The sequence below is a fragment of the Hyphomonas sp. genome, from assembly GCF_017792385.1.
In the GTDB taxonomy this organism is placed as follows: Bacteria; Pseudomonadota; Alphaproteobacteria; order Caulobacterales; family Hyphomonadaceae; genus Hyphomonas.
In genome coordinates this window covers 3136126-3150168 of the sequence record NZ_CP051230.1, presented here as the reverse complement: position 1 = coordinate 3150168, position 14043 = coordinate 3136126, and the positions used below count along the sequence as shown (strand labels likewise).

At 58.6% G+C, this 14043-nt stretch carries 13 protein-coding genes; 8 read left to right on the top strand and 5 right to left on the bottom strand.

Annotated features, from left to right (window positions below):
• Nucleotides 1-45 precede the first annotated feature (45 nt).
• Both hslV and hslU read left to right on the top strand, forming a co-directional pair.
• Nucleotides 46-600 (top strand): ATP-dependent protease subunit HslV, encoded by a 555-nt coding sequence (gene hslV, locus HF955_RS15200; protein ID WP_027837538.1) that lies wholly within the window; start codon nucleotides 46-48, stop codon nucleotides 598-600.
• A 62-nt stretch (nucleotides 601-662) separates the two neighbouring features.
• Nucleotides 663-1967, top strand: coding sequence for an ATP-dependent protease ATPase subunit HslU (gene hslU, locus HF955_RS15195; protein WP_291076281.1), 1305 nt, complete (start codon nucleotides 663-665; stop codon nucleotides 1965-1967).
• Nucleotides 1968-1973: 6 nt separating this feature from the next.
• On the opposite strand, the gene HF955_RS15190 is transcribed toward hslU, so the two are convergent.
• Nucleotides 1974-2777, bottom strand: a complete 804-nt coding sequence (locus HF955_RS15190) for an NUDIX hydrolase (protein WP_291076279.1) — start codon at nucleotides 2775-2777, stop codon at nucleotides 1974-1976.
• Nucleotides 2778-2893: 116 nt separating this feature from the next.
• On the opposite strand from HF955_RS15190, the gene HF955_RS15185 reads away from it, so the two are divergent.
• Complete coding sequence (locus tag HF955_RS15185; RefSeq protein WP_291076277.1) at nucleotides 2894-3574, top strand: EAL domain-containing protein; 681 nt, start codon at nucleotides 2894-2896, stop codon at nucleotides 3572-3574.
• Here HF955_RS15185 and HF955_RS15180 read toward each other — a convergent pair.
• The 4 genes from HF955_RS15180 to HF955_RS15165 all read right to left on the bottom strand — a co-directional run bounded on the left by HF955_RS15180 (nucleotide 3571) and on the right by HF955_RS15165 (nucleotide 8389).
• The gene (locus HF955_RS15180; protein WP_291076276.1) at nucleotides 3571-4731 is read right to left on the bottom strand and encodes a DUF2336 domain-containing protein; all 1161 of its coding nucleotides are present in this window, start codon (nucleotides 4729-4731) and stop codon (nucleotides 3571-3573) included. The genes HF955_RS15185 and HF955_RS15180 overlap by 4 nt on opposite strands.
• Before the next feature lie 138 nt (nucleotides 4732-4869).
• Nucleotides 4870-6207 (bottom strand): trigger factor, encoded by a 1338-nt coding sequence (tig, locus tag HF955_RS15175; RefSeq protein ID WP_367279802.1) that lies wholly within the window; start codon nucleotides 6205-6207, stop codon nucleotides 4870-4872.
• A gap of 337 nt (nucleotides 6208-6544) precedes the next feature.
• Nucleotides 6545-7522 carry a hypothetical protein gene (locus HF955_RS15170; RefSeq protein ID WP_291076272.1) on the bottom strand — a complete coding sequence of 326 codons (978 nt, stop codon included), beginning with the start codon at nucleotides 7520-7522 and terminating at the stop codon, nucleotides 6545-6547.
• Nucleotides 7523-7534: 12 nt separating this feature from the next.
• On the bottom strand, nucleotides 7535-8389 hold the full coding sequence (locus tag HF955_RS15165; protein ID WP_291076270.1) for a CsgG/HfaB family protein: 855 nt from the start codon (nucleotides 8387-8389) through the stop codon (nucleotides 7535-7537).
• A 117-nt stretch (nucleotides 8390-8506) separates the two neighbouring features.
• Here HF955_RS15165 and HF955_RS15160 point away from each other — a divergent pair, with 117 nt between their 5' ends.
• From HF955_RS15160 to HF955_RS15140, 5 genes are all read left to right on the top strand, one after another.
• Nucleotides 8507-8704, top strand: a complete 198-nt coding sequence (locus HF955_RS15160) for a hypothetical protein (RefSeq protein ID WP_291076268.1) — start codon at nucleotides 8507-8509, stop codon at nucleotides 8702-8704.
• 322 nt (nucleotides 8705-9026) lie between these two features.
• Nucleotides 9027-9569 (top strand): heme NO-binding domain-containing protein, encoded by a 543-nt coding sequence (locus HF955_RS15155; RefSeq protein ID WP_291076266.1) that lies wholly within the window; start codon nucleotides 9027-9029, stop codon nucleotides 9567-9569.
• The gene (locus tag HF955_RS15150) at nucleotides 9566-11251 is read left to right on the top strand and encodes an ATP-binding protein (protein ID WP_291076265.1); all 1686 of its coding nucleotides are present in this window, start codon (nucleotides 9566-9568) and stop codon (nucleotides 11249-11251) included. Before HF955_RS15155 ends, HF955_RS15150 begins: the two co-directional genes overlap by 4 nt.
• 25 nt (nucleotides 11252-11276) lie before the next feature.
• Nucleotides 11277-11882: a response regulator transcription factor gene (locus HF955_RS15145; RefSeq protein WP_291076263.1), complete on the top strand. Its 606-nt coding sequence runs from the start codon at nucleotides 11277-11279 to the stop codon at nucleotides 11880-11882.
• A 238-nt stretch (nucleotides 11883-12120) separates the two neighbouring features.
• On the top strand, nucleotides 12121-13977 hold the full coding sequence (locus tag HF955_RS15140) for an alpha/beta fold hydrolase (RefSeq protein WP_291076262.1): 1857 nt from the start codon (nucleotides 12121-12123) through the stop codon (nucleotides 13975-13977).
• Nucleotides 13978-14043 lie beyond the last annotated feature (66 nt).

Genomic DNA, 14043 nt, shown 5'->3' with positions numbered 1-14043 from the left:
ACTCCCTTGAACCGCAGGCCCGGATCGGCCACATCAGACCGCATGATGAATGACAGCAACAGTGACGCCATCTGGCATGGCACCACCATCCTCGCCGTCCGCAAGGGCCAGAAACTTGTCATGCTCAGTGATGGTCAGGTGTCCATGGGGCAAACCATCATGAAAGGCAATGCCCGCAAGGTTCGCCGGATTGCGGGCGGAGAGATTCTTGCAGGGTTTGCCGGCGCGACCGCTGATGCCTTTACCCTGTTCGAACGACTTGAAGCCAAGCTGGAGCGCCATCCCGGTCAGTTGCAGCGCGCGGCGGTAGAACTTGCCAAGGACTGGCGGACCGAAAAATACCTCCAGAAACTGGAGGCATTGCTGATTGTTGCCGACAAGGAGTCGACTCTGGTCATCACCGGTGCCGGAGACGTGCTTGAGCCGGAACACAATGTCGTTGCAGTCGGATCGGGCGGAAACTATGCGTTGGCAGCCGCGCGTGGCCTGTATGATTATGAGAGCGACGCCGAAGAGATCGGTCGCAAGGCGATGCAGATCGCCGCTGACATCTGCGTCTACACAAACAGCCATTTCACGCTGGAATCGCTGGACCTCTAGGTGTCCCGTTCCAGGCCTTCTTTCAAGACTGACGCCCAGGTCAGCGCATACCGGAAAACCTGATGAAAGACCTCACCCCCCGCGAAATCGTTGCAGAACTTGATCGCCATATTGTCGGCCAGGCAGGGGCGAAGCGCGCCGTGGCCATTGCGCTTCGAAACCGCTGGCGCCGCAAGCAGGCATCTGAATCCATTCGTGGTGAAATCACGCCGAAGAACATCCTGATGATTGGCCCGACCGGGGTCGGCAAGACCGAAGTGTCCCGGCGCCTCGCCCGTCTGGCCAATGCACCCTTCCTGAAAGTGGAAGCGACGAAATTCACCGAAGTGGGCTATGTCGGACGAGACGTTGAGCAGATCATCCGCGATCTGGTGGAGGCGGCAGTCTCGATGGTACGCGATCAGAAGCGCGAAGGCGTAGCCGACCAGGCACGGGACGCGGCCGAGGAGCGCCTGCTGGACGCGCTGGTCGGTGAGGATGCGCAATCGTCCACGCGCGAAGTGTTCCGCAGGAAACTGCGCGCGGGGGAACTGGACGACAAGCCGGTCGACCTGGACATCGCCGAATCCGGTAGCCCGATGCAGATGCTGGACATCCCCGGCCAGGGCGGCTCCATGGGCATGATCAATCTGTCGGACATGCTGGGCAAGGCCATGGGCGGGCGCACGAAACGGGTCCGGACCACCGTCAAGGAAGCCTATCAGCCCCTTGTCGAGGAAGAATCCGACCGGCTTCTGGACGAGGATGCGATTGTCCGCGAGGCCGTGCACGCCGTCGAAGAAGACGGCATTGTGTTCCTGGACGAAATCGACAAGGTCGCAGCAAAACAGAATCGCGGCGGCGCGGATGTCAGCCGCGAAGGTGTGCAGCGGGATCTCTTGCCCCTGATCGAGGGAACGACCGTCAGCACCAAGCGCGGCGCCGTGAAGACCGATCACATCCTGTTCATCGCGTCAGGCGCATTCCATGTCTCGAAGCCATCGGATCTTCTTCCGGAGCTGCAGGGCCGTTTGCCCATCCGTGTCGAACTCGACGCCCTGACGCGGGACGATCTGCGTCGCATCCTGGTCGAACCGGAGGCCAGCCTGATCCGGCAGTATCAGGCGCTCATGGAAGCCGAAGGCGTCACGCTCGAATTCGAGGATGCGGCGATCGACCGACTGGCGGACCTGGCCGAGGCGGTCAACAGCAGCGTCGAGAATATCGGCGCCCGGCGGCTTCAGACCGTTCTCGAGCGCCTGCTGGATGAAATCAGTTTCGATGCCCCCGACAAGAAGGGCGAAACGGTCACGATCACCCCGGACTATGTCGATGAACGCGTCGCCAGCCTGGCCGGAAATGCCGACCTGTCGAAATTCATTCTCTGACAGGGTTCAGACATTGACCCGCGATAGCAATTCGATGGTCTGACCGTAGCCTTCCACCTCGGGAATCACTAGACAGGGTTCGCCTTCGGGCGTCTCCGATTGCTGCGGCTTCACGGTGATCACTGTCTCTGCACCGAAGCGCTCAACCGCATCGGCGACAGATTTGGCCGTGGCCAGCTTTTTCAAATTCATCCGGGTCGGGAATATGATGACAGCTTCCCCTGCCTCTTCCGCGTCGAGCGCAGCCTGGGCCCCGATCCATACGGAATCCGTCGTCTCCCGCCCATCATGGGCGGCGATCTGGTCCGGCGGCGCTGGCGCAAGGTAAAAGTGGGTATCGAACCGTTTCGGCATCATGTCCGGCGTGATCCAATGTCCGAAATGCACAAGACTGTCGAGCGCCAGAACGAGCCCATTGTCCCGGATGAGTTCCAGAAAGCTTTGCTCTCCCCGATCCACAGCTGAGCGGAAGGGATCGAGCTTTTCGGCTGTCTCAGGCCCGACCAGGGGCTGGTTGGTTCCGCGTTGGGCCTTGTGGCGCGCCAGCAGCAGGCCGGACTCCTCGAACGCTTCCCGAACCGCGGCGATCCGTGCGTCCTGCTGGACCGGCCCGAAATCCCCGTCGGTATAGGCGTCCCAGTCCGGACTGGAATCTTCAGGCGTTGCCTTCCCGCCCGGAAAGACCAGCGCACCGGCGGCAAAATCGATCTGGTAGTGCCGTTTCACCATCAGCACTTCAGGCAGCGCGTCTCCATCACGAACGACAAGTACGGTGGCGGAGAGCTTGGGGCCTGCAGGCTGTGACGACATTCTTGATCTCCCGATTAATTGAAATTTCTTCTAAATCCGCACGGATTTCTGCGCGTGATCTTCAATTATCTCCCTTAGGGAAGGCAATAGGCACGGTCAGAAAGACAGGAAGAGTGATGCGGGAATTATTTCAAACGAAAGTTGTCGCTCACAGTGGACAGAAGGTCCATCTCCGTTTCCAGCCCGTCATGCATGTGCTTGACGGCACCGCCTACGGCACGGTTTGCGAACTGTCCCGCCACTATGAAGAACGCGCCGCATTCGGCCCGGCGAGCCGGTCAAACACTGCGTCAGAACCAGCAAAATGGCTGAGCGACCGTCTGGCGGAAGTCGCAAGCGCGGCGCACACGTTCGACAATCGTATGCGCCCGATCATCGTCCCCGCCCCGGCAGCCGCTCTGCGCGACAAGAACACGGCAGTGGGTTGCGACGCTGCCATTCGTCGGACAACACTCTGCCAGCAGGAAGTCAGTCTCGAATTCCCGGACGCTGCCTTTTCCGACGGACACGCGGACGCCATCAATCATGTTGCGGCTTTGCGCAAGCGCGGCTTTCGCGTGTCCATCGACATGCGCAAATCCTGGCAATCTCCTCTCCGTCAGGGGCTTGGCCTGTTGATCGACAGCATCCGCGTCGACGCAGAGGAAGTGTCCGAAAGTGACGAATTGATGGATATCTGCGAATCCGCCAGCCATGCCGGCATTCTCGTGATCGCAGACAAGGCCAATTGGCGGGATGGCGCCTTTCTGGAACGCATCGGCGTCAAGGCCGGTGTCCGCCTCCGCAGCGACTGCTAGGCGACATCCATCGAGCCGCCCGCTTCTTCCATGGCGGCCATCTCTGAATAGTAATCCAGTTTTTCCAGCAGGTAGTCGAGGTCTTCCTTTGGAATGGCCTGAAACTGCGTGAGCACGCGTTCGATCATGCGGGCCCGGAAACGGGCGCGGTCATTCGGACCGCCATCATGGCTGGTCTCGTGGAAGACGTTCACGGCTGCGCGAAAGGCCGGAAGCATCTTGCGCGGCATGCCGGCGCGATCAAAGACGGCCTGCAGACCCAACGGGCCCGCATCATGGATCATCAACCAGACACGCTGGTGCCCGACGCCGGACAACTCTGCCAGGGCATGCTCTACGAACGGCATCTGGCCGCAGCACAGGGCGCGCATGATGAGGGAATGGGTCAGCCTGCCATTCAGGTGCAATTGTGACACAAACCTTGGAAGATCATAGGTGCGACCCGCCTGCTCGACCAGATCCAGCGTGGCGCGCTCTCGTGACGCCGAGGCCAGGTCGATCGCCAATTGCGCAGGAAGCTCGTGCCGATTGACCAGCAGGTCGAACAACTGACCCGATACGAGAGAGACCATTTTCTCGGCGATATGAACCGGAATGAATTCGCGGCTGATCAGCCCCTTCTGCACCCCTTCGTCCGATCCGAAACGCCGAATCGAGTGATCATAGGCCGCGTCGTTCCAGTCTGCGCCCTCATTGGCCGACAGAACCCGGACGGCCTCTACCGTTCCATGCTCTGAGATGACCTCGGTCAGCGTTGTGGAAAGGCTTTCGCGGTTGGCAATGGCCGCTTGTTTCGCGGCCGTCACGGACAGGACCAATTCAATCAGGTCCTCATCAGAGAAAACCGGAGAATCCTGCAGGACGGGAATGGCCACCGCCTCGACATCCTGAGCAAGCTTCAGCGCAATATCCCGCGGCAGAATGGGCGAATTCCGCAAGGTGACCGACAAGGTCCGCCGGACGAGGTCGGCCGCATCATCAGCCAGTATGCCCATGATTTCCTGAGCATATTCCCGTTCGCGATCGCTGAGCACGTCAAGCGCAATGCGCCGACACAGACGATGAGCCACGGACGCACGATCCTCCGGCGTCTCGCCCTTGATCAGGCGATGGATATCCTGTTCGGTCAATTGCGGGCGGATGCTCTGGACGCTCATCTTCTGATGCCTCTTCCTTGCGATTCGACACAAATTCGCGAGATGCGGTTAATATCCAGTTTACCTATTAGGGTTCGGCGCATGAAAAAAGCCGGCCCTGCGGACCGGCTTTGTTCAGACTGCAGTCTTCTGTGAAGTTTACTCGTCGTCTTCCTTGAACAGGTCCTCGCGCGACACGGTCTCTTCCGTGATTTCGGCGACGTCCAGAATGTGGTCGACGACCTTGTCTTCATAGATCGGTGCGCGCAGCTGGGCCATGGCACCCGGGTTCTTGCGGAAGAATTCCACGACCTGGGTCTCCTGCCCCGGATACTGACGCGCTTCTCGGATCAAGGCCTGATTCACTTCCTGCTCGGAAATCCGCACGTCGGCAACGCGTCCGATTTCTGCCAGGACCAGTCCGAGACGCACACGGCGCTCGGCAATCTTGCGATACTCTTCCTTGAGTTCGTCTTCCGACTTGTCCTTGTCCTCATCGGCCGTGCGGCCGGCATCCATCTCAGCCTGCAATTGCTGCCAGATCTGGCCGAATTCCTGTTCCACCATGTTCGGCGGCAGATCGAAGCTGTGAGCTTCATCCAGTTGGTCCAGCAGATTGCGCTTTGCCTTCGCACGGGACGCATTGTCGTGCTCTGCCTTGAGCTGGTCCTTAACCAGGCCTGTGAGCTGTTCCAAGCTTTCCAGTCCGAGGCCCTTGGCGAATTCCTCATCGATTTCGGGGGTCTTCGGCGCGCGCACTTCATGCACTTTCACTTCGAAAACAGCATCCTTGCCAGCAAGATCGGCAGCACCATAAGCTTCCGGGAAAGTGACATTCACTTCCTTTTCCTCACCAGCCTTCACGCCGACCAATTGGTCTTCAAAGCCGGGGATGAACTGACCGGATCCGAGCACGAGCGTCTGCTGCTCGGCGCTACCGCCTTCGAAGGCTTCTCCGTCGATCTTACCGACGAAATCCATCACGACCGCGTCACCATCCTTGGCCTTCGCGGTCTTCGCACGAGCCTCATATTGGGTGTTTTGCTCGGCGATACGCGCGAGTGCTTCGTCAATCTGCTCCTGGGCCACGTCTGCCACTGGGCGGGTAATCTTCAGCTTCGTCACGTCAGCGGGTTCGAACTCCGGCATGACATCGACGTTCATGTTGTAGGAAAGGTCGGCCTCGCCCTTCACAACCGCTTCCATGTCACCTTCGATTTGAACGTCAGGCTGGCCGGCCGGGCGCAGTTCATTGTCTTCCAGCGCCTTTTGATTGGTCTCGGTGACAAGCTTGTTGATCAACTCGCCCATCAAATCCTGGCCGTACATCTTGCGCACGTGGGATGCGGGAACTTTGCCCGGACGGAAGCCTTTCAGCTTCATTTGCGGCCGGATTTCCTCGATCCGCTCATCGAGTTTCGCCTGCAGCTCTGAGGCTGGCACCTTGATGGCAAACGTGCGGCTGAGACCTTCTGCCTTGGTCTGGGTAACTTCCATCGGTTCAATCATCCGTAATCTTGGGTCACGGGCGCAAGAATTGCGCGCGGGCGCCCTGTGAATCCTGTCTGAAGGGGCGGCTTATGTCATAGCCGAAAGCCCCTGTCCACGCTGGACTATGCCCGGATAGCAGCACTTTCCGCCATGCCAATACGGGAAAGGCTGAATGAAGGGTTTTCCGGTCAAGCTGACGTCATGAAACTCGGGTCCGAGCAAGAGAAAAAGGCCCGTCGCGTGAGCAAACGGGCCTCGATACCAGAATGATATCCTGCAGATCATGAGGGCGCCGAACGTTCATTCGGGGGACTAAAAGGCCGTCCGGCGCCCTCTTCCGCACTTACTGCACCGAAATGTTCACCGTGTTGCCGATGGATGCTGCAGTCGCAGCAGCCTCGGCCCCATGGCACACTTGGGCAGCCAGTGAGGAAATCTGGTGACCCGAATTGGCTTGGTTGATGCGGGTCAGAACGTTGCCGACCAAATCCGAGTTGAGGCTGGTCAGCGATGCCGAGTTACCGATCGCTGCAGCGGTTGCCGTGCCATCTGCAAAACCGGACAGGCGGCCGTTCAATTCGGCAACCATAGTTCCGGAATTGTATTGCCGTGCGCTCATGGTGCCGCTCCCCGGAATCTCGACTGAAAGAGAGTTACCAATGGACGCGGCGGTAGCTGTGGCCTCGTTCATGTCAGTGACGACAGCGTTCATTTGCGAAGTCATGTAACCGCTGTTCGATTGTACGGAACGGCTAGCAATCGTGCTGACCTCGGACGCGACAGAAGCGGTGTTGCCGATAGCGGCAGAGGTCGCTGTGACGGTGCCGGAATTCTGGATATCCACATTCGCGTTGGCGTATCCGGCGCCTGAGTTGGTTTGGTTCACCGACGACACCGCATCAGCGACCGATTCGATCGAGTATGAGTTGCCGATGGCAGCTGCTGTTCCGGTGACTTCCCCCAGCTTGCCGCCCAGAAGTTTCAGGGTCGCCGTCTGGTTTCCGGAGTTCGCCTGGCGTGTAGCGTAATCGACGGCATTCGATGCCGCGCCCGCGACATCACCAGCCACAGAACTGTCCAAGCCAAGATTCACATCAGCGTCCACCAAAGCGTCTCCACCGAGTGTGATATCTGCATCGACAAGGTCTCCACCGAGGACATCGACATTGGCATCGACCAGGCTGTCACCACCCACATCGACCGTCGCGTCCACGACACCGCCAAGACCCAGGTCGACATCAACAAGGCTGGAATCCTGCGCCATCGCAGCTGGGGCTGCAAGAATGAGGGCAGAAGCGAAGAAAAGAGCAGACCGTTTCATGAGAAATCTCCTTTAATTTTGGGTCTGTTGAAGGGCAGGCACGTCCGACATGACGAACTCTGCTTGAGAGCAGGCTTGCGCGGACGGGCCGGCGATGCCTGAGACGAGGTCGAAAACAGCGCTTTCGACAATCGTTCGAATTGCGGTGTGGACCGGTTCCTGGGCGCGTTCGCCCAAGCCGATGTCGATGGTCGTGTCGCCTATGAACTCGAACACGCCCGCGCGAATTTCGCGCCCGCGAATAACTTTCCGTTGGCTGACCAGGTTGACCACGGACAGGTCCGTCGTGTTCACCAGCCGAAGATCAAGCGCCACAGTCATGGCATAGTGTCTGGCACCGCCGATGACTGGACCGATACGTGCCTCTCGAACACCGCTATGCACATTGAAATTGAGTTCTGTGATGCCGCCCAGCAGGATGTAGTCACTGCCCGCGATGGAGCCGGTGAAAACCTTCCGGTAGTCCTCTGTTGGCTCGCCCGCTTCACTGATCAGGCGATTATTGGCAAATTCGAGCTCCTGCTCGGCCACGGCCGTGTCGAGACGCTCGGCCAGAGGAAATCCTGCCTGGCTCAACGCTGTCATCACCATCAGGGATGCCCCCTGCGTGGCGACTGCGCCTTCGAATGTAGAGAACCTGCCGGTCATGTCCCGTATGTCGCCGACTGCAATCCGTGGTTTCTCAGCCCCAGTTGTTCGCTTCATGCAGGCGAGTTGGCTGGAATACGCAGTTGTGCTGGCCTCAACGATCGCTCCGGTGGAAAGATAGTCCGGATCAGAGACCACAGCGTCCATCGATGTACATGCGGTTGCTGCAAGCAGACCTGCGCCGGCAAGGGTTGTGAAAAATGCTTTGCGATACGTCATGATCAATCGCCCCCGCCTGCCGGCAAGTGAGCGACGATGGCGGTCTGGTTTCCCGTATTCACTTGGGACGCATCGACGACCACCGTGTTGTTGTTGCCTTCGATCTCGACACTGATCATGTTTCCAATCGCAGTCGCCTGGCCTCCTGTGGTGGTCCCCGACCAGGATGGCATCATGGGAGTCGCGCTGATGAACGATCCGACCCTCTCGGAAGGACTGCCCCCCCCACTGGACAGCACGACACGGTTGGCCTGCGCATCGGAGCTGAAACCGAGAGGCCGCTGCGACCACCCCGATGGCTCCATGCTGATCTGAGCCGAAGCGGACGCCGCAGACAGCAGGAACGCCGCAGCCCCAATCGTTTGTATTTTTGGATGGAAGTAATTCATGTCGTATCCCCGAATGAGTACCAAGCTCACGGCGATAGATGCCCGGTTTCACCCGGCACGGATATTCTCCGGAAGAACGGTCATGCAGCGCAAAGGGTGGGGGCCACCCTGACCTTTTGGTCAGGTAGTCGCTCCATTCGATCACTGTTATCTGTTCGGAAGTGGAGCGGTCGCACTTCCAAACCGTGAGATACCGAGGCGCAGGTCGCTAGAAACCAGATGAAAGGGGCAGATACTTGAAAGGTGTTGTGTTCAGACAGTTCCTGGATTTTGCCGAACAGGAATTCGGCGAAGTGATTGTTGACGAATTGCTGAACTCCGTCGAACTGGAATCGGGCGGTGTCTACACCAGCGTCGGGTATTATGATCATTCAGAAATGATCGATTTGGTTGGCGCCCTATCCGCAAAGACCGATGTGTCTGCGCGTGAGCTTCTCGTCAAGTTCGGACAGAGTCTCTTTCCGAGTCTGATTGCAGGACACCCTCAGGACAATGTCCATCATGCTTTCGATCTCATCGAGCGCATCCACGGCGTCATCCATCGGGATGTCCGCAAACTGTACCCGGACGCCGAAGTCCCGGAAATCCTGCCGCAATCACGTGATGGCGATCGCGAAATGAAGATAAGCTACGCGTCCGCGCGTCCCATGGCCGATTTGTGTGAAGGCATGATCCTCGCGGCCCTTGCGCATTACGGAAATCTCGCAGATTTTGAGATCGTGAGAACCGATAGTAAACACCGTTACCTGTACAATGCGGACTTTCACATTCTCCGCAAGGATGGACGTTGAACGGAACGGACGACACGGTTGCAAGGCTGACGCGCAAGCTCGAAAGGGAGACGGCGGCGCGCGCCGCTGCCGAGCGCCTGCTGGAACAGCGATCTGCCGAATTGTATGACATCACCGAGCGCCTGCGCGAGGAGGCCATTCAGGTCAAACACCTGACGACCGCGATTGACGTATCCGCGGACGGGATCGCCATCACAAACCGGGATGGATTCTTCACATACATGAACCCGACCCATGCCAGCATGTTCAGCTTTGCGCAGGCAGATGAGTGTATCGGCATTCACTGGAGCACGCTGTACAGTACCGATACGCTACAACGTTTCGAGACAGAAGTTTTTCCGGAATTCCAAAGAAACGGATACTGGCGTGGAGAGGTCACCGGGTTGGGCAAGGACGGCTCGAAAGTGCACCAGGACCTGTCACTGACGGCCCTGTCAGATGGAGGAATCCTCTGCGCCACGCGGGATGTCGGCATCATACGCCGGCGGGAAGCGCAACGGGAAAAGATGCACGAGATGCTGGCGGATGCTGAGCGCAGGGACGCCCTCGGGCGTATGGCGCAGTCTGTCGGGCATGATTTTGCCAACATTCTCGCCATCATCAACGCGTCCGCTCAGCTGCTTGGCGATGACTCGCAAGCGGATATTTCAGATCTGCTGATCGCCCGTATCCAGCAATCCTGTGATCAGGCAAATCAACTGGTTGAAGACCTGATGCATTTCGATACCACACCGGAACGCAAGGTCTGCGCGCTCAACCGTCTTGTCCGGGATGTGGGCGAACTCAACAGCAACCAGTTTCTTGCGACTCAGGGGTTCGAACTTCTGATCACTCAGGACAAGCTGGTGTGCGAAACCGATCCGACCCTGTTCTCTCGCATGGTGTTCAACCTGCTCAAGAATGCCCGCGAGGCCATCTTGCCAGACGGGCAGGTATTCCTGTCCCTGATGCAGATCGCCCAAGACAGTGCTGTGGAACCGGATTTTTCCCCGGCTGCAGTCTATGAGCGTGGCAAGTGCAGCACGTTTCCGGCAGCGCGTCTGATTGTCCGCGACAATGGAGCAGGAATGTCTCAGAAAGCGCTGGACACAGCTTTCCTGCCCTTTCAATCGACAAAGGGAACAGGCCGCGGGCTTGGTCTGGTTACAGTTGATGCCCTGCTTCAAGGACAGCCCGGTCGCCTGCGCGTCTACAGCCGGCCCGGCGAAGGGACCATGATCGTGATTGATCTTCCGCTGCTAGAACCGCTCCAGGCACTTCCTTCATCAATCGGTGCGGACAGTGTTGAAGCTCAGGTGACAGGAACCGGCGCCATGGTCATTGACGACGACCAGTTTCAGGTCGACATGCTGGTATCCCTGTTGAGGGATTTCGGCTGGGACCCCGTCGGATTTACCAATCCTCTGGAAGCGCTTGAAGTGTTCCGCGTTGCACCGTCCGCCTTCGGACTGGTTGTAACGGACCGGCGAATGCCACAGATGAGCGGGGATGAACTTGTTCCTCAATTGAACGAAATCTCGCCATCTGTTCCGGTTATCATGAGTTCAGGCGCACTCGCTGCGCCGCTCCCCGCCGGGCTGGCCGCCACACTGAAGAAGCCGATCTCGCGCGAAACTCTCTGGGCGACACTCGACCGGATCGGTAGAACTGCACCTCTCGACCCCGCGGACGAACCCATCTAATCGGGCAATTGAACGGACCAGATACATGCGCATTCTCATCGCCGACGATCACGACCTTGTGCTGGATGCCGTGCGCTCGCTTCTTGAACATGAACTGCCGAATGCGGATGTATCAGTCGTGCGAACCGGACAAGCAGTTCAATCTGAACTGGAGAGCGGCGCACGGTTTGATCTCGTGCTGCTGGATCTGCGTATGCCGGGCATAACAGGCGTCCAGGACGTCAAGGAAATGATTGCCAACTTCTCCGATCAGAGTTTTGCGATCCTGTCCGGCGTCGCGGGACAAATGGAAGTAAACGCCCTGATGGATGCTGGCGCCAGGGGGTTCATTCCCAAGACCATGCCGGGGGATGGGCTTGTTGCAGCGGTCCGGCTCATTCTGGCGGGGCAAGTATTCACACCGGCACAAACCGAAAATGCATCCGGTCCGGACGGAACCGATCTCACGCCGAGAGAACGGGAAGTCCTGTTTTGTCTGCAGCGGGGGGAGTCCAACAAGCTGATCGCGCGCTCCCTGGATATTCAGGAAACGACCGTCAAACTGCATCTGAGATCGCTCGCTTTGAAACTGGACGCCCGCAACCGAACTGAAGTCGTTGTAAAAGCCATTCAGTCCGGATTGATCGCGTAAGCGAAGGCAGGTTCTCGGCCTTGTCCTGATCCTGTTTGAGCAAGCTGCAGACATGAAGCCTGCGAACACGCGCAGGCTCACACATTGATTGAACTTACGGCCCGGCGCAAACGCCAGAACCGTAGACCCGAACACCGAAGTGCGGGTATTGATGATGATCAATACTGACGCCCCGTCTTTCCGGAACACAGTGAGACTCGTCTCAACTTTTGATGTGTTCTGCGAAATGCCTGAAGATTTGACTGGTCCAACAGACGAAACAGCCTCGAAACAGGCGCAATGGCCGTTTCCCTGGCTGTCCCGGGCAACGCCAGCATGGCATGCCCCATCTCTCGCGCCCTTCTTCGAGTCTCGGCGTGACAGCTACGCGTCGACTGCTCTTGGAGACGTGCTTGACCGGTCGATGCACGCCCACATCGCCCAATTCACAGGTGGCTTGTCCCTGATAGGATTATGGCTGGCCTATGCGGACTGGGCCATTCATCTGGCTGTGTCACCGGGAAAGCAGATGCAGCTGCGTACCAAGGCCGTTCGAAAGGCATTGCGCTATCTAAGCTGGCTCGATCGCGCTGCGCGGGAAGACGACGGTCAGGAACGCTGCATTGACCCCCTGCCCCAAGACCATCGCTTCGACAGCCCAGCCTGGCGAAGCTGGCCCTACAATATGATCTGCCAGGGATTCCTGCTGACCCAGCAATGGTGGCACAATGCGACGCGCGACGTGCGCGGCGTAGATGCGCAGAACGAAGCCATCGTCACATTTGCCACACGTCAATTGCTCGACCTGGCGTCGCCCTCCAATATCCCCTGGCTGAACCCGGACGTTGCTCAGGCAACGCTGTCCACCGGCGGCCTGAACCTCGTGCGGGGCTTTCAGAATTTCGTTGAGGACTGGGAGCGTCTGGCCGGAGGGCACGCTCCGATTGGTGCAGAGGCATTCGCTGTTGGGGAGACGCTTGCCATCACGCCCGGAAAAGTTGTCTACCGAAACCGGTTGATCGAGCTGATACAGTATTTACCGACGACCAAATCCGTCCGTCCAGAACCGGTGCTCATCACACCGGCCTGGATCATGAAATATTACATTCTGGATCTCGGCCCGGACAATTCCCTCGTCAAATACCTGACGGACCAGGGCTATACAGTCTTCATGATTTCCTGGAAGAATCCGGCGCCGGAAGACCGCGACCTGGGCCTGAACGACTATCTGGAGCTCGGCTTCCGTGCCGGCCTTGCCGCCGCGCGTGACATCTGCGGTGGCGCCAGGGTTCACGCCGTTGGATACTGCCTCGGCGGCACACTGCTTTCGATTGCCGCAGCCGCAATGCGGTCAGATGCAGAACGGCAACTGGCCAGCCTGTCCTTCTTTGCGTCCCAGTCCGATTTTACGGAGGCCGGCGAGCTGACCCTGTTCGTCAATGAGAGCCAGCTGGCATTGCTCGAGGACGTCATGTGGGAGCAAGGCTTTCTCGACAGTTCGCAAATGGCCGGAGCGTTTCAGATCCTGCGCTCGAATGATCTCGTTTTTTCGCAGAATATGCGGACCTATCTGATGGGCGAGCGCGCAGCCATGTCGGACATGATGGCGTGGAATGCCGATGGAACGCGTATGCCGTACCGCATGCATCGTGAGTATTTGAGGCAGCTGTTTCTGGACAATGATCTCGCCGAAGGAAGGCTGAAGGTGGACGATCGGCCCGTCTTCCTCAGCGATGTTCGAACCCCCACCTTCGCGGTTGGCACAGAACTCGACCACATCGCCCCATGGCCGTCGGCCTTCAAGATTCACCAACTGACCGATGCGGAAGTCACATTTGTACTGGCCAGTGGCGGCCACAATGGCGGAATTGTATCCGAACCCGGTCGGGAAGGCCGCCATTTCCGTATACTGACACGCACGCATGACGCCCCGCATATGGATCCGGACGCATGGCTTTCTGCTGCCACACATTCGGAAGGATCCTGGTGGCCCGCATGGATTGACTGGCTGGACCGGCATTCGGGCGATCCTGTTGCGCCGCCTTCACCCGGTGGAGGCCTGGAGGAATATGCGCCTCTCTCGCCCGCGCCCGGCCGCTATGTGTTGCAACGCTAATCTCAGGACTTGACCTGCAACAAGCGTCACCGAGTTGCCCACACTAGTCTACGACGAAAACAGGAG

Excerpts from the sequence above, each read along its gene's own strand:
- hslV (WP_027837538.1), top strand. The coding sequence starts at position 46 with ATGAATGACAGCAACAGTGACGCCATCTGGCATGGCACCACCATCCTC.
- hslU (WP_291076281.1), top strand. The coding sequence starts at position 663 with ATGAAAGACCTCACCCCCCGCGAAATCGTTGCAGAACTTGATCGCCAT.
- HF955_RS15190 (WP_291076279.1), bottom strand. The coding sequence starts at position 2,777 with ATGTCGTCACAGCCTGCAGGCCCCAAGCTCTCCGCCACCGTACTTGTC.
- HF955_RS15185 (WP_291076277.1), top strand. The coding sequence starts at position 2,894 with ATGCGGGAATTATTTCAAACGAAAGTTGTCGCTCACAGTGGACAGAAG.
- HF955_RS15180 (WP_291076276.1), bottom strand. The coding sequence starts at position 4,731 with ATGAGCGTCCAGAGCATCCGCCCGCAATTGACCGAACAGGATATCCAT.
- tig (WP_367279802.1), bottom strand. The coding sequence starts at position 6,207 with ATGGAAGTTACCCAGACCAAGGCAGAAGGTCTCAGCCGCACGTTTGCC.
- HF955_RS15170 (WP_291076272.1), bottom strand. The coding sequence starts at position 7,522 with ATGAAACGGTCTGCTCTTTTCTTCGCTTCTGCCCTCATTCTTGCAGCC.
- HF955_RS15165 (WP_291076270.1), bottom strand. The coding sequence starts at position 8,389 with ATGACGTATCGCAAAGCATTTTTCACAACCCTTGCCGGCGCAGGTCTG.
- HF955_RS15160 (WP_291076268.1), top strand. The coding sequence starts at position 8,507 with ATGTTTCCAATCGCAGTCGCCTGGCCTCCTGTGGTGGTCCCCGACCAG.
- HF955_RS15145 (WP_291076263.1), top strand. The coding sequence starts at position 11,277 with ATGCGCATTCTCATCGCCGACGATCACGACCTTGTGCTGGATGCCGTG.